The sequence below is a fragment of the Pseudomonas fluorescens group sp. PF-1 genome (genome assembly GCF_054481335.1).
This window is the reverse complement of the sequence record NZ_JBTMNG010000002.1, coordinates 258,541-278,422: the sequence shown is the minus strand read 5'-3', so window position 1 is coordinate 278,422 and position 19,882 is coordinate 258,541. Positions and strand designations below refer to the sequence as shown.

At 54.7% G+C, this 19,882-nt stretch carries 12 protein-coding genes and 2 rRNA genes; 6 read left to right on the top strand and 8 right to left on the bottom strand.

Annotated features, from left to right (window positions below; all coding sequences use genetic code 11):
- Positions 1 to 54 precede the first annotated feature (54 nt).
- From ACX3YD_RS15920 to ACX3YD_RS15905, 4 genes are all read right to left on the bottom strand, one after another.
- A 23S ribosomal RNA gene (locus ACX3YD_RS15920) occupies positions 55 to 2,946 on the bottom strand.
- A 310-nt stretch (positions 2,947 to 3,256) separates the two neighbouring features.
- Positions 3,257 to 4,793, bottom strand: a 16S ribosomal RNA gene (locus ACX3YD_RS15915).
- The 16S and 23S rRNA genes sit together here, the layout of an rRNA operon.
- A 390-nt stretch (positions 4,794 to 5,183) precedes the next feature.
- Entirely contained in the window at positions 5,184 to 5,789 is a 606-nt protein-coding gene (locus tag ACX3YD_RS15910; protein WP_458960483.1) for a hypothetical protein, read from the bottom strand.
- An 809-nt stretch (positions 5,790 to 6,598) separates the two neighbouring features.
- Positions 6,599 to 7,426, bottom strand: a complete 828-nt coding sequence (locus ACX3YD_RS15905; protein WP_103405974.1) for an AraC family transcriptional regulator — start codon at positions 7,424 to 7,426, stop codon at positions 6,599 to 6,601.
- Between the two features lie 116 nt (positions 7,427 to 7,542).
- Here ACX3YD_RS15905 and ACX3YD_RS15900 point away from each other — a divergent pair, with 116 nt between their 5' ends.
- Positions 7,543 to 8,424, top strand: a complete 882-nt coding sequence (locus ACX3YD_RS15900) for an EamA family transporter (protein ID WP_103405973.1) — start codon at positions 7,543 to 7,545, stop codon at positions 8,422 to 8,424.
- 659 nt (positions 8,425 to 9,083) lie between these two features.
- Here the strand turns inward: ACX3YD_RS15900 and gyrB are convergent.
- From gyrB to dnaA, 4 genes are read right to left on the bottom strand one after another with little or no spacing between them, the layout of a single operon-like run.
- Positions 9,084 to 11,501 carry a DNA topoisomerase (ATP-hydrolyzing) subunit B gene (gene gyrB, locus ACX3YD_RS15895; RefSeq protein WP_103405971.1) on the bottom strand — a complete coding sequence of 806 codons (2,418 nt, stop codon included), beginning with the start codon at positions 11,499 to 11,501 and terminating at the stop codon, positions 9,084 to 9,086.
- A 5-nt stretch (positions 11,502 to 11,506) separates the two neighbouring features.
- The gene (recF, locus tag ACX3YD_RS15890) at positions 11,507 to 12,610 is read right to left on the bottom strand and encodes a DNA replication/repair protein RecF (protein WP_047535636.1); all 1,104 of its coding nucleotides are present in this window, start codon (positions 12,608 to 12,610) and stop codon (positions 11,507 to 11,509) included.
- 20 nt (positions 12,611 to 12,630) lie between these two features.
- Positions 12,631 to 13,734: a DNA polymerase III subunit beta gene (gene dnaN, locus ACX3YD_RS15885; protein ID WP_047535626.1), complete on the bottom strand. Its 1,104-nt coding sequence runs from the start codon at positions 13,732 to 13,734 to the stop codon at positions 12,631 to 12,633.
- A gap of 39 nt (positions 13,735 to 13,773) precedes the next feature.
- On the bottom strand, positions 13,774 to 15,291 hold the full coding sequence (dnaA, locus tag ACX3YD_RS15880; protein WP_047535625.1) for a chromosomal replication initiator protein DnaA: 1,518 nt from the start codon (positions 15,289 to 15,291) through the stop codon (positions 13,774 to 13,776).
- A 567-nt stretch (positions 15,292 to 15,858) separates the two neighbouring features.
- Between dnaA and rpmH the strand changes: the two genes are divergently transcribed.
- From rpmH to mnmE, 5 genes are all read left to right on the top strand, one after another.
- Positions 15,859 to 15,993 (top strand): 50S ribosomal protein L34, encoded by a 135-nt coding sequence (gene rpmH, locus ACX3YD_RS15875; protein WP_003213577.1) that lies wholly within the window; start codon positions 15,859 to 15,861, stop codon positions 15,991 to 15,993.
- 16 nt (positions 15,994 to 16,009) lie between these two features.
- Positions 16,010 to 16,411, top strand: a complete 402-nt coding sequence (gene rnpA / locus ACX3YD_RS15870; RefSeq protein ID WP_027926203.1) for a ribonuclease P protein component — start codon at positions 16,010 to 16,012, stop codon at positions 16,409 to 16,411.
- Positions 16,404 to 16,649, top strand: coding sequence for a membrane protein insertion efficiency factor YidD (gene yidD, locus ACX3YD_RS15865; RefSeq protein WP_081997972.1), 246 nt, complete (start codon positions 16,404 to 16,406; stop codon positions 16,647 to 16,649). Before rnpA ends, yidD begins: the two co-directional genes overlap by 8 nt.
- A 2-nt stretch (positions 16,650 to 16,651) precedes the next feature.
- The gene (gene yidC / locus ACX3YD_RS15860) at positions 16,652 to 18,331 is read left to right on the top strand and encodes a membrane protein insertase YidC (RefSeq protein WP_090466256.1); all 1,680 of its coding nucleotides are present in this window, start codon (positions 16,652 to 16,654) and stop codon (positions 18,329 to 18,331) included.
- Positions 18,332 to 18,410: 79 nt separating this feature from the next.
- Complete coding sequence (gene mnmE / locus ACX3YD_RS15855; protein WP_103405969.1) at positions 18,411 to 19,781, top strand: tRNA uridine-5-carboxymethylaminomethyl(34) synthesis GTPase MnmE; 1,371 nt, start codon at positions 18,411 to 18,413, stop codon at positions 19,779 to 19,781.
- Positions 19,782 to 19,882: the final 101 nt, after the last annotated feature.

The following is a 19,882-nucleotide window of genomic DNA, read 5'->3' as shown; positions in this document are numbered from 1 at the left end:
TGCGTCTTCACACACCGCAATCTGGCTCTTAAGCGCAAATTGCTTGGGTGTTATATGGTCAAGCCTCACGGGCAATTAGTATTGGTTAGCTCAACGCCTCACAGCGCTTACACACCCAACCTATCAACGTCGTAGTCTTCGACGGCCCTTCAGGGGACTCAAGGTCCCAGTGAGATCTCATCTTGAGGCTAGTTTCCCGCTTAGATGCTTTCAGCGGTTATCTATTCCGAACATAGCTACCCGGCAATGCCACTGGCGTGACAACCGGAACACCAGAGGTTCGTCCACTCCGGTCCTCTCGTACTAGGAGCAGCCCCTCTCAAATCTCAAACGTCCACGGCAGATAGGGACCGAACTGTCTCACGACGTTCTAAACCCAGCTCGCGTACCACTTTAAATGGCGAACAGCCATACCCTTGGGACCGGCTTCAGCCCCAGGATGTGATGAGCCGACATCGAGGTGCCAAACACCGCCGTCGATATGAACTCTTGGGCGGTATCAGCCTGTTATCCCCGGAGTACCTTTTATCCGTTGAGCGATGGCCCTTCCATACAGAACCACCGGATCACTAAGACCTACTTTCGTACCTGCTCGACGTGTCTGTCTCGCAGTCAAGCGCGCTTTTGCCTTTATACTCTACGACCGATTTCCGACCGGTCTGAGCGCACCTTCGTACTCCTCCGTTACTCTTTAGGAGGAGACCGCCCCAGTCAAACTACCCACCATACACTGTCCTCGATCCGGATAACGGACCTGAGTTAGAACCTCAAAGTTGCCAGGGTGGTATTTCAAGGATGGCTCCACGCGAACTGGCGTCCACGCTTCAAAGCCTCCCACCTATCCTACACAAGCAAATTCAAAGTCCAGTGCAAAGCTATAGTAAAGGTTCACGGGGTCTTTCCGTCTAGCCGCGGATACACTGCATCTTCACAGCGATTTCAATTTCACTGAGTCTCGGGTGGAGACAGCGCCGCCATCGTTACGCCATTCGTGCAGGTCGGAACTTACCCGACAAGGAATTTCGCTACCTTAGGACCGTTATAGTTACGGCCGCCGTTTACCGGGGCTTCGATCAAGAGCTTCGCGTTAGCTAACCCCATCAATTAACCTTCCGGCACCGGGCAGGCGTCACACCCTATACGTCCACTTTCGTGTTTGCAGAGTGCTGTGTTTTTAATAAACAGTCGCAGCGGCCTGGTATCTTCGACCGGCGTGGGCTTACGTAGCAAGTACTTCACCCTCACCGGCGCACCTTCTCCCGAAGTTACGGTGCCATTTTGCCTAGTTCCTTCACCCGAGTTCTCTCAAGCGCCTTGGTATTCTCTACCCAACCACCTGTGTCGGTTTGGGGTACGGTTCCTGGTTACCTGAAGCTTAGAAGCTTTTCTTGGAAGCATGGCATCAACCACTTCGTGTTCTAAAAGAACACTCGTCATCAGCTCTCGGCCTTAGAATCCCGGATTTACCTAAGATTCCAGCCTACCACCTTAAACTTGGACAACCAACGCCAAGCTGGCCTAGCCTTCTCCGTCCCTCCATCGCAATAACCAGAAGTACAGGAATATTAACCTGTTTTCCATCGACTACGCTTTTCAGCCTCGCCTTAGGGACCGACTAACCCTGCGTCGATTAACGTTGCGCAGGAAACCTTGGTCTTTCGGCGTGGGTGTTTTTCACACCCATTGTCGTTACTCATGTCAGCATTCGCACTTCTGATACCTCCAGCAAGCTTCTCAACTCACCTTCACAGGCTTACAGAACGCTCCTCTACCGCATCACCTAAGTGATACCCGTAGCTTCGGTGTATGGTTTGAGCCCCGTTACATCTTCCGCGCAGGCCGACTCGACTAGTGAGCTATTACGCTTTCTTTAAAGGGTGGCTGCTTCTAAGCCAACCTCCTAGCTGTCTAAGCCTTCCCACATCGTTTCCCACTTAACCATAACTTTGGGACCTTAGCTGACGGTCTGGGTTGTTTCCCTTTTCACGACGGACGTTAGCACCCGCCGTGTGTCTCCCATGCTCGGCACTTGTAGGTATTCGGAGTTTGCATCGGTTTGGTAAGTCGGGATGACCCCCTAGCCGAAACAGTGCTCTACCCCCTACAGTGATACATGAGGCGCTACCTAAATAGCTTTCGAGGAGAACCAGCTATCTCCGAGCTTGATTAGCCTTTCACTCCGATCCACAGGTCATCCGCTAACTTTTCAACGGTAGTCGGTTCGGTCCTCCAGTCAGTGTTACCTAACCTTCAACCTGCCCATGGATAGATCGCCCGGTTTCGGGTCTATTCCCAGCGACTAGACGCCCTATTAAGACTCGCTTTCGCTACGCCTCCCCTATTCGGTTAAGCTCGCCACTGAAAATAAGTCGCTGACCCATTATACAAAAGGTACGCAGTCACAGAACAAAGTCTGCTCCCACTGCTTGTACGCATACGGTTTCAGGATCTATTTCACTCCCCTCTCCGGGGTTCTTTTCGCCTTTCCCTCACGGTACTAGTTCACTATCGGTCAGTCAGTAGTATTTAGCCTTGGAGGATGGTCCCCCCATATTCAGACAAAGTTTCTCGTGCTCCGTCCTACTCGATTTCATGACCAAGAGATTTTCGCGTACAGGGCTATCACCCACTATGGCCGCACTTTCCAGAGCGTTCCGCTAATCTCAAAGCCACTTAAGGGCTAGTCCCCGTTCGCTCGCCACTACTAAGGGAATCTCGGTTGATTTCTTTTCCTCAGGGTACTTAGATGTTTCAGTTCCCCTGGTTCGCCTCTTAAGCCTATGTATTCAGCTTAAGATAACCATCTTATGATGGCTGGGTTCCCCCATTCAGACATCTCCGGATCAAAGTCTGTTTGCCGACTCCCCGAAGCTTTTCGCAGGCTACCACGTCTTTCATCGCCTCTGACTGCCAAGGCATCCACCGTATGCGCTTCTTCACTTGACCATATAACCCCAAGCAATCTGGTTATACTGTGAAGACGACATTCGCCGAAAATTCGCATTGCTCAAAGAGCAACTCACAAATTTTACCTTAGCCTGATCCGTTACCAGTGAAAGTAACGTTCAGCCTATCTTTCTATCACATACCCAAATTTTTAAAGAACGATCTAGCCAAAGACTAGAAATCAATATTCACACTGGAATATTCATTTCTAAACTCTAACGAAGCAGACCACCTTAAAAGCTGGCCTCTCGTCTTCTTCAATGAATCAAGCAATTCGTGTGGGAACTTATGGAGCAGCTGAGTCGTCGATTAAGGAGGTGATCCAGCCGCAGGTTCCCCTACGGCTACCTTGTTACGACTTCACCCCAGTCATGAATCACACCGTGGTAACCGTCCTCCCGAAGGTTAGACTAGCTACTTCTGGTGCAACCCACTCCCATGGTGTGACGGGCGGTGTGTACAAGGCCCGGGAACGTATTCACCGCGACATTCTGATTCGCGATTACTAGCGATTCCGACTTCACGCAGTCGAGTTGCAGACTGCGATCCGGACTACGATCGGTTTTATGGGATTAGCTCCACCTCGCGGCTTGGCAACCCTCTGTACCGACCATTGTAGCACGTGTGTAGCCCAGGCCGTAAGGGCCATGATGACTTGACGTCATCCCCACCTTCCTCCGGTTTGTCACCGGCAGTCTCCTTAGAGTGCCCACCATAACGTGCTGGTAACTAAGGACAAGGGTTGCGCTCGTTACGGGACTTAACCCAACATCTCACGACACGAGCTGACGACAGCCATGCAGCACCTGTCTCAATGTTCCCGAAGGCACCAATCCATCTCTGGAAAGTTCATTGGATGTCAAGGCCTGGTAAGGTTCTTCGCGTTGCTTCGAATTAAACCACATGCTCCACCGCTTGTGCGGGCCCCCGTCAATTCATTTGAGTTTTAACCTTGCGGCCGTACTCCCCAGGCGGTCAACTTAATGCGTTAGCTGCGCCACTAAGAGCTCAAGGCTCCCAACGGCTAGTTGACATCGTTTACGGCGTGGACTACCAGGGTATCTAATCCTGTTTGCTCCCCACGCTTTCGCACCTCAGTGTCAGTATCAGTCCAGGTGGTCGCCTTCGCCACTGGTGTTCCTTCCTATATCTACGCATTTCACCGCTACACAGGAAATTCCACCACCCTCTACCATACTCTAGCTTGTCAGTTTTGAATGCAGTTCCCAGGTTGAGCCCGGGGCTTTCACATCCAACTTAACAAACCACCTACGCGCGCTTTACGCCCAGTAATTCCGATTAACGCTTGCACCCTCTGTATTACCGCGGCTGCTGGCACAGAGTTAGCCGGTGCTTATTCTGTCGGTAACGTCAAAACAGCAAAGTATTAATTTACTGCCCTTCCTCCCAACTTAAAGTGCTTTACAATCCGAAGACCTTCTTCACACACGCGGCATGGCTGGATCAGGCTTTCGCCCATTGTCCAATATTCCCCACTGCTGCCTCCCGTAGGAGTCTGGACCGTGTCTCAGTTCCAGTGTGACTGATCATCCTCTCAGACCAGTTACGGATCGTCGCCTTGGTGAGCCATTACCTCACCAACTAGCTAATCCGACCTAGGCTCATCTGATAGCGCAAGGCCCGAAGGTCCCCTGCTTTCTCCCGTAGGACGTATGCGGTATTAGCGTCCCTTTCGAGACGTTGTCCCCCACTACCAGGCAGATTCCTAGGCATTACTCACCCGTCCGCCGCTGAATCAGAGAGCAAGCTCTCTTCATCCGCTCGACTTGCATGTGTTAGGCCTGCCGCCAGCGTTCAATCTGAGCCATGATCAAACTCTTCAGTTCAAACATCTTTGGGTTTTGAGAAAACCCTAAACTTGGCTCAGCAATCGTTGGTTACATCTTTGATTTCTCGCGGAGTAACTTGTGATGCTGATAATCTGTTGACTAGCAGTCTGACTCCACAAGCACCCACACGAATTGCTTGATTCAGTTGTTAAAGAGCGGTTGGTTAAGATCTTTCGTCTCAACCGAGGCGCGCATTTAATAGCGCCCCTCAGACAACACCCTTAAAAGCCACTGATTTTATTAATAAAATCAATTACTTAAGCTTCAAACAACTTCAGGTTGCTCGTTAGCGGGAGGCAAATAGTACAGTATTAAAATGTGCTGTCAACCCCCCCCACCTATAATTTTCCCAGCGAGCTGGCCGTGCACACTGGCACCAGATGTGGGCTAACGGATTTGGCGAATACCCGATGGCCGTGGTAATCGCCGACGATGCTGAGGCGATGTTGTGCAGGCCGGTTTCGTCTTACCTGTCTTCTGCGACTGCAATGCACTCATTGCCGAACGCAGGGCACACAGACACTGATGGGCGCTGACTGGATCGCCGACGCTGTCAGTACAGGCAATTTCAAAGAGCGAAGCCCAGAGCAGTCCGGCACGAGCTAACCGCGCCTCATTGGCCAGGTAGGGAAGAAGATCCTCTTGAGGGATGTCGATAAGTGTGGACAGTACCCTCAATGTTCGGTTGAAACCGAGCGCGCCGAGTTGGTCTGAGGCATCGTTGAGGCAGGGATCGGTTTGCAACAGTACGCAGAAAGCCAGTATGCGCTGCTCGACGGCATCCAACCCGATCAACTGGCCGAGCGCCTGTACATTCGCCTGCAGCCTATCCGGGTAACCTACTAAGAGGAACGTCAGGTCGAAGGCCAGCGCCGGGCTGAAATCGTCTGCATCGACCAACTCTTGCAGGCCAAGCTCTGCAGCGATTTCATCGTCGTTGAAATGATGTCGCTGAATGAAGTTTCGGTGTCCGCCGAGATCGAGCATCAGCATGAACACCCATTTCAGTGACAGCGCACACGTATCGGAGGAGTGTGGCCCTGATGCGCGGAGGGTGGTAGAACTGGCCGAACGACGACGTATGGACAGGAGGCATTTCCTGTACCGAATGTAGCGTCATTCTGGCGCAGGAGCGCGTCATCTTATGTCGCAACCATATGGAAGCAACCTCTAATCCCGTCTAGCGATAGCAGGAGATCCGATCGCTCGTTGCACAGGTAGGTGTTGAGCAGGGCTGTAAGGGCGGGCAAAGAATTCCATTTGAATAAGGTAGGCGCACCACGAGCGCCAAATCGCAGCAGTTTACCGACTCAAATAGAGGTGGGTTTTCTGTCCTAACTTGACGTCGGGGACTTTGGCCAAGTCGCTTAACTTCGACCGAAGCAATTAACTTTGACCACCTACAATGTAGGGTCACAAAATAGACGATTTGGGAGCCCCAGCAAACGCTGGCAGAAAATCATCTTTTTTGTGAAACCGTCGGTTGAGATTCACAAAATAAATGAGAAAAGCCTACTCGCCTCACAGAATAGATGCGTCCGAGTAGAAACGTTCTCACCTTCAGCCTCAACTGTCCAACCGTCCATGCCATTCTGCCTACAAGAAAAAAGGTACGTCCGAATACTGCGAGCCCGATACAAGAGTTGAGAGAGGTCGCAGTTGCTGACTACTCGAAACCATACGCTTTCCAGTACGATCAGGCCTGGTTCGACGCCGCGAAGATCAGCGTCATTCTCTTGATAAGGGGATGCACGGGAAGGGAAGTGCAGATTGGCGAGGGCCACACCTTCCAGATTCCAGCACTAAGGTAATGGTGGTGCGCTGCATTTCTGGTCGAATTTGGACTCCAACACCTTTTGTTCTAAGGCATATCGACTGGGCACTTCACCCAGTACACGCTTGAATACCGTTGCGAATGCACTTGAACTGCTATACCCCAACTCTATTGCGACCTGCGTAACTGACTGGCCGTTTCCAAGTCTAACAACAGCCGCGAGCAAGCAGGCTTGTTGTCTCCATTCGATATAGCTGATGCCGGCTTGTAGTCGAAAGTGGCGGGTAAAGGTGCGGCGGCTCATTCCGGTGCGCTGCGCCATGTCGTCGATGCCGATCTCCAGTGAAGGGTGGGCCAAGAAATCGCGGCACACTCGAGCAAGACGAGGTTCAGTCGGTAAGGGCGCACTGAGCGATAGCGCAGGCATCCCGGCAATCTCGTGCAGCAACAAACCCATCAGATAGCCATCGCGTCCATTTTTGTCATAGCGCACGGGTATATCGATGGCCTTCTCCAATAATTGCCGCAGTAGCGGCGATACATCGAAAACCTGGCAATGAGCCGGTAGTCCCAGGCGCTGCGCAGCCTGTTTGCGGATATAGGTGTTGAGCATCGTGACAGGGCCACGCATTTGCATAGCGTGAGGTCGCTGGGACGGTACCCATATGCCGCGCAGGGGCGGAACGACCCAGCTGCCTTCGTCGGTGAATATAGTGATGACGCCGCGTGCGGCATAAGCGAATTGTCCACGCTGATGGATGTGCGACGGGAACAGCTCACCGTCTGCATAGTCGTTTGCGGTCACGACAGCATCGCGCGGTATGTTTTGGTAGGGATCTAGCGCTGTTGTTTGCATGGCCTAATTTTAATGATATTTGGCCCTCGCCAGAAAGCGGGCCAATCCGATTTCTTGCATATTCCCAGAGGTGCAGAGCATTTAAAACTCACTATTTAGGGAAAGACACGCGAACCATGCAGAAAAAACACTTGTTGCTTGCCGTCTTGGTGACGGCCGTTTGGGGATTGAACTTCCCCATTACAAAACTCGGTCTTACCGATATTGACCCCCTGCTGTTGACTGCGATTCGCTTCACGCTGGCCGCCTTACCCTGTGTGTTTTTCGTGAAGCGTCCGCAAGTTGCCTTCCGCTGGCTTGCGGCCTATGGATTGATCTTCGGCGTAGCGATGTGGGCCTTGATTAACCTGGGTATCGCATTGGGTGTGCCGCCCGGTAGTGCCTCGCTGCTGATCCAGTTCAGTGCATTCTTCACGCTCGGTTGGGGTGTGCTGTTGTTCCGTGAGAGCTTATCAATGCCTCAATTGTTCGGCATCGTGCTGGCTGCGATAGGGCTGGTTGGAATCCTTCAGGGCAGTCCCGGTGAGGCCACCATGATCGGTTTTGCATTAGTGATCGTTAGCGCTGTGGCATGGAGCGTTGGCAATGTCGTGATCAAAATATCAAAGGTGCATCAGATTTTCGCCTTCGTGGTGTGGGCCAGCTTGTTTCCACCAATTCCGCTATTTCTAATGACTTGGTTGTTGCATGGCTCGGCTCCATTTATAGCCTTGCCTTCGCATTTGAATGCGGTTACGACATTTTCACTAGCTTTCCAGGCCTACGGCGCGACGCTCTTCTGCTACTGGGGATGGAACCTGCTATTGCGTGAGTACCCTGCATCGCGGGTGGCGCCGCTGTCGCTGCTGATTCCCGTGTTTGGCATCATCAGCTCCATTCTCATACTCGACCAACGCCCCAGCGTCTCAGGCTGGGCCTCCATCGCATTGATTCTTTTTGCGCTTGCCGTTGGTTCAAGGCCAGGACGTCTCTTGCTGGTACGCCATCGTGGCCTCTGACACGCGATACATGCGACGAAGTTGATGTGGTACGACCGCCCATCTTCAAGATTAAAGCCATCCCACTTCCAATCCTCATTGTCACCCTGAGCGCCTTTCTCTGCCTGAACTGGCGCCAGATCGCCGTTGAATCGATGGGGTCGTAGATGTGAACACCAGTGAATGTCTGGCTTCACCCTGACACTACCTGTTCAGCGCAATAAACACCTTGGTGTTGGCGCTGATGAGATTTTGACCCAGGCTGCTGGAATTCATTGCCCCACCCGAATACTCAGCAAACGATGGCCTTGCTCGGTAAGCGTTCCGGGAACACACCTTCCGAAGTCCAGCGTAACAATGGTGTCCGCTTGTTTTTAAGCGGACGTGACTTGCTCGATATCGACATTGCAGCTACCCGAATCCATTTGTGGAAGAAGTTCACCCATCAGGTTCCCGCCAAACAAAATCCCGGCACAACGGCCCTGATATAGGCGCCTTCCTCGGACACTCCCTAAGCGTGTTGGTCCCAGCACCTTGCCTTGCAGAAGGCAAATACCGAATTTCGAGCGCATAAAAAAGGCCAATACAATGAATTGGCCTTTTTTGTCGCTTCCCTGTCAGAGGAGCGTCTGATCAACTATTTGTTAAAACGATCAACAAATTTGTGATCCTACACTGAATCAGAAGTCCAGGTTGGAAACCGCCAAGGCGTTGCTTTCGATGAAGTCACGGCGAGGTTCGACCGCATCACCCATCAGGGTGTTGAAGATCTGATCTGCACCAATGGCGTCTTCGATGGTGACTTTGAGCATGCGGCGCGAACTTGGGTCCATAGTGGTTTCCCACAGCTGATCCGGGTTCATCTCGCCCAACCCTTTGTATCGCTGGATGGTGTGGCGCTTGGTACTTTCGGCCATCAGCCACTCAAGGGCTTCCTTGAACTCGGTGACCTGCTTCTTGCGCTCGCCACGCTGGATGTACGCGCCATCGTCCAGCAAGGTGCTCAGTTGGGCCCCCAGGGAAACGACGGTTTTGTAGTCATTGCTGCCGAAGAAGTCGCGGTTGAAGGTGACGTAGTTCGACAGGCCGTGGGAGATCAACTCGACCTCTGGCAGCCAGACGTTACGCTCACGGTCTTCACGCAGGCTGGCCTTGTAGACCAGGCCGGACTTCTCGACGGTGCGCAAACGCACCTCGTACTGAGCCAGCCAATCCTGCATCGCTGCGTGATCGGACAGCTGCTCCAGGCTGACGGCCGGCAGGTAGATGAAGTGCTCGGTCAGTTCCTGTGGGTACAGACGCGAAAGACGCTTGAGGGTCTTCATCACCAGGCGGAAGTCATTCACCAGACGCTCAAGGGCTTCGCCGGAGATACCCGGTGCTTCCTCGTTCAAGTGCAGGCTCGCATCCTCCAGGGCCGACTGCGTCATGTACTCTTCCATGGCGTCGTCGTCTTTGATGTATTGCTCCTGCTTGCCTTTCTTGACCTTGTACAGCGGCGGCTGAGCGATATAGATGTAGCCACGCTCAATCAGCTCCGGCAACTGACGGAAGAAGAAGGTCAGCAGCAAGGTACGGATGTGCGAACCGTCGACGTCAGCATCGGTCATGATGATGATGTTGTGATAACGCAGCTTTTCGATGTTGTACTCGTCGCGACCGATGCCGCAACCCAGCGCAGTGATCAAGGTGCCCACTTCCTGGGAAGAGATCATCTTGTCGAAACGCGCCTTCTCGACGTTCAGGATCTTGCCCTTGAGGGGCAGAATGGCCTGAGTCTTGCGGTTACGACCCTGCTTGGCGGAGCCGCCAGCAGAGTCACCTTCCACGAGGTACAGCTCAGACAGGGCAGGGTCTTTTTCCTGGCAGTCAGCCAGTTTGCCCGGCAGGCCGGCGATATCCAGCGCACCTTTACGACGGGTCATCTCACGAGCCTTGCGCGCCGCTTCACGGGCACGGGCGGCGTCGATCATCTTGCCGACCACGAGCTTGGCTTCGTTCGGGTTTTCCAGCAGGAAGTCGGAGAAGTACTTGCCCATTTCCTGTTCAACCGCGGTCTTCACTTCGGAAGACACCAGCTTGTCTTTGGTCTGGGAGCTGAACTTCGGATCCGGCACCTTCACCGAAATGATCGCCGTCAGGCCTTCACGGGCATCGTCGCCAGTGGTGGCAACTTTATGCTTCTTCGCGAGGCCTTCGGCTTCAATGTAGGTGTTCAGGTTACGCGTCAGTGCGGAACGGAAACCCACTAAGTGAGTACCGCCATCGCGCTGTGGAATGTTATTGGTGAAGCACAACAGGTTCTCGTTGAAGCTGTCGTTCCACTGCAGGGCGATTTCCACGCCGATGCCGTCTTCACGCTGGATGTTGAAGTGGAACACCTGGTTGACCGGAGTCTTGTTGGTGTTCAGGTATTCAACGAACGCACGCAGACCGCCTTCGTACTTGAACAGTTCTTCCTTGCCGCTGCGCTCATCCTTGAGGACGATGCCGACACCGGAGTTGAGGAAGGACAGTTCACGAATCCGCTTGGCCAGGATGTCCCAGCTGAAGTGAATGTTCTTGAAGGTTTCGCTGGAAGCCTTGAAGTGAATCTGGGTACCGGTGGTTTCACTGTCACCGACAATCTTCATCGGCTCCTGCGGAACACCATGAACGTAAGTCTGTTCCCAGATCTTGCCGCTGCGGCGTACGGTCAGGACCAACTGTTCGGACAACGCGTTCACAACCGACACACCTACACCGTGCAGACCGCCGGATACTTTGTAGGAGTTGTCGTCGAACTTACCGCCGGCGTGCAGTACGGTCATGATGACCTCGGCTGCCGAAACGCCTTCTTCTTTGTGCACGTCTACCGGGATGCCACGGCCGTTGTCGCGAACGGTGATGGATTCATCCGGGTGGATGATGATGCTGATGTCGTCGCAGTGGCCGGCCAGCGCTTCGTCGATCGAGTTATCGACCACCTCGAACACCATGTGGTGCAGACCACTGCCATCGTCGGTGTCACCAATGTACATACCGGGACGTTTGCGTACGGCATCCAGGCCTTTCAGCACTTTAATGCTCGTTGAGTCGTACGTATTTTCTTCGCTCAATGCCTTCACTCCCGATGGTCGTGGGTCTGGGTGATACGGCCCTGTTCCACGTGGAACAGAGCGACTGGCGTTTCCGTCTGCCAGCCTTCCCTCAATAATTCGTGATCTACACAGGTGATAAACACCTGGCAGCGTAAGTCTTCCAGCAAGCGGCAAAGCGCGCGGCGGTGCTGCTCGTCCAGCTCGGACGGCAAGTCATCCACCAGATAAATACACTGACCGCGACGGGCCTGGCTGACCAGGTGCCCCTGGGCAATCCGCAATGCACAGACCACCAACTTCTGCTGGCCGCGGGACAATATATCCGCGGCATTATGAGCGCCCAATCTGAGGCGCAAATCAGCGCGTTGTGGTCCGGCCTGGGTATGCCCTATTTGCTGATCCCTCTGAAGGGACCCGGCGAGCACAGCGCTCAACTCACGGTCCTTGTCCCAACCCCGGTAATAGCTGAGCGTTAAGCCCTCGAGCTCAACCAGTTCGCTCAAGGTCTGTTCAAAGACTGGTTTCAAGGCTTTGATGTAAGCGCGGCGGTATTCATCAATTTCAGCGCTGGCCTGGCACAGCTCCCTGTCCCAAACCGCTTGCGAAACGGCGTCAAGTGTACCATGCCGCAGCCAAGAGTTTCTCTGGCGCAGGGCCTTCTGCAAGCGCTGCCAGGTGGACATGAAACGGGGTTCCACGTGGAACACGCCCCAGTCGAGAAACTGTCGACGAATCTTCGGCGCGCCTTCCAGCAAGCGAAAACTGTCGGGGTTGATCAACTGCAATGGCAGGATTTCCGCGAGCTGAGCTGCGCTACGAGCGTTCTGCCCATCGATGCGGATCTGAAACTCCCCTTGGCGGTCGCGCGAAATGCCCAACGCACTATGCCCACCCTCGGCCAGCTCAACCTGCCCGAACACCGTGCACGCCAATTGCTCATACTGAATGACCGGTAAGAGGCGGGTGCTGCGAAACGAACGGGCAAGCCCCAGCAGGTGTATGGCTTCCAGAACACTGGTTTTGCCGCTGCCGTTGGCGCCGTAAAGAATATTGATTCGGGGGGAGGGGGAGAAGGTCACCGGGTGCAGATTGCGCACCGCGGTGACCGAGACGCGACTTAAGGACATCTAGCTTCTGCTGAGCATGATTACAGACGCATCGGCATGACAACGTAGGCCGAATCGTCGTTGTCGGACTCTTGCACCAGCGCACTGCTGTTAGAGTCGGACAGGATCAGACGAACCTGCTCGGTAGTCATTACGCCCAGCACATCGAGCAAGTAGCTGACGTTAAAGCCGATCTCGAGGGAGCCACCGTTATATTCAACGCCGACTTCTTCTTCCGCCTCTTCCTGTTCCGGGTTGTTAGCCTGGATCTTCAACTGACCATTCGCCAGTTGCAGGCGGATACCGCGGTACTTCTCGTTGGACAGAATCGCGGTGCGGCTGAACGCTTCGCGGAGCGCCTGGCGGTCACCGAGTACCAGCTTGTCGCCGCCTTTGGGTAGAACGCGTTCGTAATCCGGGAATTTACCGTCGACCAGTTTCGAGGTGAAGGTGAACTCGCCGGTGGTGGCTCGAATGTGGTGCTGACCCAGGACAATACTGACGATGCCGTCCGGTTCAGTCAGCAGTCGGGCAAGTTCAAGGATACCTTTACGCGGCACGATGACCTGATGGCGATCCGGCTGACCTATGTCGGCCTGCATCGAGCACATGGCCAGACGGTGACCGTCGGTGGCGACAGCGCGAATGACACCGGCAGAGACTTCCAGCAGCATACCGTTGAGGTAGTAACGAACGTCCTGCTGGGCCATGGCGAAACTGGTGCGCTCGATGAGGCGACGCAGTTTGCTTTGCTCCAGGCTGCAGGTCAGCGAACCCGGACCTTCTTCGACCGTCGGGAAATCGTTGGCCGGCAGGGTCGACAGGGTGAAGCGGCTACGACCGGCCTTTACCACCAGCTTCTGCTCGTCGAGCTTGATGTCGATCAGCGCGTCGTTCGGCAGGCTTTTGCAGATATCCATCAGTTTGCGCGCAGGCACGGTGATGGAACCTGGTTCGGCAGGCTCTTCGAGTTGAACACGACCGACCAGCTCGACTTCCAGGTCGGTACCGGTCAGCGACAGTTGCTGGCCTTCGACAACCAGCAGCACGTTGGAGAGCACCGGCAAGGTCTGGCGGCGCTCGACGACGCCTGCGACCAGTTGCAGGGGTTTCAACAGGGCTTCGCGTTGAATGGTGAAATGCATGGTCTAGTCCCTTGCCTTAATAAGCTGCGCTGGTGTTCATCAAGTGGTCAGTGTACGCAGCAGGTTCTTGTAGTCCTCGCGGATGTCCGCGTCGGATTCCTTAAGTTCGTTGATCTTGCGGCAGGCGTGCAAAACCGTCGTGTGATCGCGACCGCCAAACACATCGCCAATTTCCGGCAGGCTGTGGTTAGTCAGTTCCTTGGACAACGCCATGGCGACCTGGCGTGGACGGGCGACCGAACGCGAACGGCGTTTGGACAGCAAGTCGGAGATCTTGATCTTGTAGTACTCGGCGACCGTGCGCTGAATGTTATCCACAGAGACCAGTTTATCTTGCAGCGCCAACAAGTCCTTGAGGGATTCGCGAATCAACTCGATGGTGATGTCGCGGCCCATGAAGTGAGAGTGGGCAATCACGCGTTTGAGTGCGCCTTCCAGTTCCCGGACGTTGGAGCGAATGCGCTGGGCAATGAAGAACGCCGCATCGTGGGGCAGTTCGACTTTGGCCTGGTCGGCCTTCTTCATCAGGATCGCCACACGGGTTTCCAGCTCCGGCGGCTCGACGGCTACCGTCAGGCCCCAGCCGAAGCGGGATTTGAGGCGCTCTTCAAGGCCTTCAATTTCTTTAGGGTAGCGGTCACTGGTGAGAATGACCTGCTGGCCACCTTCAAGCAGAGCGTTGAAGGTGTGGAAAAACTCTTCCTGGGAACGCTCCTTGCGGGCGAAGAACTGAATATCGTCAATCAGCAATGCATCCACCGACCGGTAGAAGCGCTTGAACTCGTTGATCGCGTTCAGTTGCAGCGCCTTGACCATGTCAGCCACGAAGCGCTCGGAATGCAGGTACACAACCTTGGCGTTCGGGTTCTTCTTTAATAGATGGTTACCCACAGCGTGCATCAAGTGGGTTTTACCCAAACCGACACCGCCATAAAGGAAGAGCGGGTTGTAACCATGCTTGGGGTTGTCCGCCACTTGCCAGGCCGCGGCCCGGGCCAGTTGGTTGGACTTGCCCTCAACGAAGTTCTCGAAGGTGAAGGTACGGTTCAGGTAGCTGGTGTGCTTGAGCGCGCCTTCGACCTGCACGGTGCGTTGTTCGGAACGAACCGGTGCCTGCTGGGAGCTGGCGCCCGCCATCGGATCGAAGCTGTCGCGCGAAGGCTCTTCTTCAGTAACTTCGGCGACTTTTTGCGTCGCACGCTTCGTCGGTGCCAATGCCGGCGGTGGTGTGCTGACCGGTGCAGCCGCAGCCTGAGCCTGGGATGCTGCAGCCGCCAGCGGAGCATTCGGCGCGGCACGCGGTGCCGAGCTGCGTTTGCTGCCTATTAATAAGGAAAGCGCTGGCGCCATGCCATTGCCATGCTCGTCCAGCAACTCCAGGACGCGGCCCAGGTATTTTTCGTTGACCCAGTCCAGCACGAAACGATTGGGCGCATAGACACGCAACTCGTCGCCTTCGGCTTCGACCTGTAGTGGACGGATCCAAGTGTTGAATTGTTGGGCAGGCAGCTCATCGCGCAATAGCTCCACGCACTGCTGCCAAAGTTCCACTGACACGGATATCCCCTAAGTTGAAAGCCGGTGAGGCAAAAACAAGCGGCCATTGTAGCGACCAGACGCTGACTTATCCACATGAAGCTTGATCACCGGCCAAGAAGAATCAACGCTTTATACGCAAAAAAGACGACCAATGGTCTGTGCATAAGGTCTGTGGATAACCGGGTCTGAGCTCATTGCACAACTGGGGGGGAAACTCGGTGGATAACCTGCCTGTGGATAAGACGCCCTTTCGCACACAGGTTATCCGACAGTGCAGCACAGGCTGAACACGGTTTTCCACTGTAGTTGTCATTCTCTGTACATCAGGTGTTAAAAGGGCTGAAGCCAGTTATCCACAGATGGCCGTGGCCCTAGCTTTTATAAGCTTTACAGAAAAGCTTTAAATACTTTCCTTCTTTAATCTTATGTTTGGCTAAGGCCGGTCGCACCGCAAAACGTCCAGAGATCTATTTATAAGGAAACGTTGGTTGGAAATTGACCTAGAGGCTTGCTTTCTCTAGAATCCCCGGTCTCTTAAAACGGGGGCCATTCCGGCCCGTTGTGGACGAACCAGGTAACACGACAATGAAACGTACTTTCCAACCAAGCACTATCAAACGCGCTCGTACCCACGGTTTCCGTGCTCGCATGGCTACCAAGAACGGTCGTGCCGTCCTGTCGCGTCGTCGCGCCAAAGGTCGTGCGCGTCTGGCCGTTTGATAATCCGGCACTGGAGGTGAGTCAGGACTTCAGTCGGGAAAAGCGTCTGCTTACTCCCCGGCATTTCAAGGCAGTCTTTGACTCCCCTACCGGCAAGGTTCCGGGGAAAAATCTCCTGCTCCTTGCGCGCAACAACGATCTTGATCACCCCCGTCTCGGGCTGGTTATCGGGAAAAAGAGCGTAAAGCTCTCCGTCGAGCGCAATCGCCTCAAACGTCTGATGCGCGAATCGTTTCGCCTGCACCAGGATTCACTGGTCGGTTGGGACATTGTTATCGTCGCGCGCAAAGGTTTGGGTGACGTAGAAAACCCCGAATTGATTCAGCATTTCGGAAAGCTCTGGAAACGACTGGCACGCAGCACGCCGGTACCAGCAGTCAAAACCGAAACTGTAGGGGTAGACAGTCCAGATGCGTAAACTGGCACTCGTTCCGATCCAGTTTTATCGCTATGCCATTAGTCCCCTGATGGCCAATCACTGTCGTTTCTACCCCAGTTGTTCCTGCTACGCGTTAGAAGCCATTGAAAATCATGGCCTTCTGCGCGGTGGCTGGCTGACCTTTCGTCGTTTAGGTCGCTGTCATCCGTGGACTCCCGGTGGTTATGACCCGGTTCCACCTATCCCTACCTCCCGTTCTTCTTCGATGGCCGAGTAATCATGGATATCAAACGCACGATCCTGATCGTCGCCCTGGCAATCGTGTCCTACGTTATGGTTCTTAAATGGAACCAGGACTATGGCCAGGCTGCCCTGCCGACTCAGAATGTTGCTTCCAGTACTTCCGCACCGGGCCTCCCGGATACGGCAACTGGCAATAAAGCGTCCGTCAGTGACGACATTCCGCACGCCGCAAACGATACCAGCGCACCTGCCGAAACTCCGGTAGCGGCGAGCACCGACCTCATCCAGATCAAAACGGATGTGCTCGATCTGGCCATCGATCCACAAGGTGGTGATGTCGCCCAACTGAAGTTGCCGCTGTATCCACGTCGCCAGGACCATCCGGAAATTCCATTCCAGTTGTTCGATAACGGCAACGAGCGGACTTATCTGGCTCAGAGTGGCTTGATCGGCAGCAACGGCCCGGACGCAAGTCCTGCCGGTCGTCCGGTTTACTCCTCGGAGAAGAAGATCTATCAACTGGCTGACGGTCAGGACCAATTGGTCGTGGACCTGAAGTTCAGCAAGGATGGCGTCAACTACATCAAGCGTTTCACCCTGAAACGCGGCCTGTATGACGTAACCGTTTCCTACCTGATCGACAACGAGAGCACTCAGCCTTGGTCCGGTGCAATGTTCGCGCAACTGAAGCGTGATGCCAGCTCTGATCCGTCGTCCAGCACCGCCACCGGCACTGCGACTTACCTGGGCGCCGCCCTGTGGACAAGTTCCGAGCCGTACAAGAAAGTGTCCATGAAGGACATGGACAAAGGGCAACTCAAAGAAAACGTGACCGGCGGTTGGGTAGCCTGGCTGCAACACTACTTTGTGACTGCCTGGATTCCGGCCAAGGGCGAAAACAACGTCGTCCAGACCCGTAAAGACAGCAAAGGCAACTACATCATTGGTTTCACCGGTCCGTCCTTGACCGTTGCGCCAGGTGCCAAGGCTGAAACCAGCGCTGTTCTGTACGCCGGTCCGAAAAGCCAGGCGGTGCTGAAGCAGTTGTCCCCAGGTCTGGAACTGACCGTTGACTACGGCATCCTGTGGTTCATCGCTCAACCGATCTTCTGGCTGCTGCAACATATCCACGCCATTGTGGGTAACTGGGGCTGGTCGATCATCTTCCTGACCATGCTGATCAAAGGGATTTTCTTCCCGTTATCGGCCGCCAGCTACAAATCCATGGCTCGTATGCGTGCAGTGGCTCCGAAACTGGCCGCGCTGAAGGAACAACATGGCGACGACCGGCAGAAAATGTCGCAAGCCATGATGGAGCTGTACAAAAAAGAGAAGATCAATCCGCTGGGTGGTTGCTTGCCAATCCTCGTGCAGATGCCGGTTTTCCTTTCCCTGTACTGGGTTCTGCTGGAAAGCGTTGAAATGCGCCAAGCGCCGTTCATGCTGTGGATTACTGACCTGTCGATCAAGGACCCGTTCTTCATTCTGCCGATCATCATGGGTGCAACCATGTTCATCCAGCAGCAGTTGAACCCGACTCCTCCGGATCCGATGCAGGCCAAAGTGATGAAGCTGATGCCAATCATCTTCACCTTCTTCTTCCTGTGGTTCCCGGCTGGTCTGGTGCTGTACTGGGTAGTGAACAACTGCCTGTCCATCGCCCAACAGTGGTACATCACTCGTAAGATCGAAGCAGCTACCAAAGCGGCTGCCTGACTTACACTGTGGATAACCACTCAAGACGCCCCCTAGTGGGGCGTTTTGCTATCTGTCACTTTTGTCTGGATACCGGTTTATGAGCGCTCCTCGTGAAACCATCGCCGCCGTCGCCACCGCCCAAGGTCGCGGAGGCGTTGGCATTGTCCGCATTTCCGGGCCGTTGGCCAACGCTGCAGCCAAGGCCTTCAGTGGTCGTGAGCTCAAGCCAAGATTTGCTCATTACGGGCCGTTCCTCGGCGCCAATGACGAGGTGCTGGATCAAGGCATCGCGCTGTATTTCCCAGGACCCAACTCGTTCACTGGCGAAGATGTCCTGGAACTGCAGGGACATGGCGGTCCTATTGTTCTGGATATGCTGCTCAAGCGCTGCCTGGAGATGGGCTGTCGCCTCGCGCGGCCGGGTGAATTCAGTGAGCGCGCTTTCCTGAACGACAAACTCGACCTGGCCCAGGCCGAAGCCATTGCTGACTTGATCGAAGCCAGTTCGGCTCAGGCGGCGCGAAATGCTCTGCGTTCCCTGCAGGGTGCGTTTTCGGCACGTGTACATAACCTCACCGAACAACTGATCGGCTTGCGGATTTATGTCGAAGCCGCGATCGACTTCCCGGAAGAGGAAATCGACTTCCTAGCCGATGGCCACGTGCTAAGCATGCTCGACAAAGTTCGTGACGAGTTATCCACCGTGATGCGCGAAGCCGGGCAGGGCGCATTGTTGCGTGACGGCATGACGGTCGTGATTGCCGGTCGACCGAATGCCGGCAAATCCAGCCTGCTCAATGCCCTGGCGGGTCGTGAAGCGGCAATCGTCACCGAAATTGCCGGCACTACTCGTGATGTCCTGCGCGAACATATCCACATCGATGGCATGCCCCTGCATGTAGTCGATACCGCGGGACTGCGTGACACCGACGATCATGTGGAAAAGATTGGGGTAGAGCGGGCATTGAAAGCCATTGGCGAGGCTGATCGCGTGCTTCTGGTCGTCGATGCAACGGCCCCGGAGGCTATTGATCCCTTTGCATTGTGGCCGGAATTCCTCGAGACCCGCCCCGATCCGGCCAAGGTCACGCTGATCCGCAACAAGGCTGATCTCACGGGTGAAACGATCGCCCTGGATATCAGTGACGATGGCCATGTCACCATCAGTTTGAGCGCCAAGTCCGCCGGCGCAGGACTGGAGCTGCTGCGTGATCACCTCAAAGCCTGCATGGGTTACGAACAGACTTCGGAAAGCAGCTTCAGCGCACGCCGGCGACATCTCGAAGCATTGCGACATGCCAGTGCGTCCCTCGAGCACGGTCGCGCTCAACTGACATTGGCGGGCGCTGGGGAATTGCTCGCCGAAGATTTGCGCCTGGCTCAGCAATTTTTGGGCGAAATCACTGGCGCCTTCAGCTCCGATGACTTGTTGGGCCGGATCTTCTCCAGCTTCTGCATCGGTAAATAGTCACCTCGTTGTCCACAGACAGGCCATTCGTGCCTGTCTGTTCCCTCCCTTTTTCACACCAGCCTGCTATGCCGAGCGGAATTCTTTCTGCTCAGGCGGAT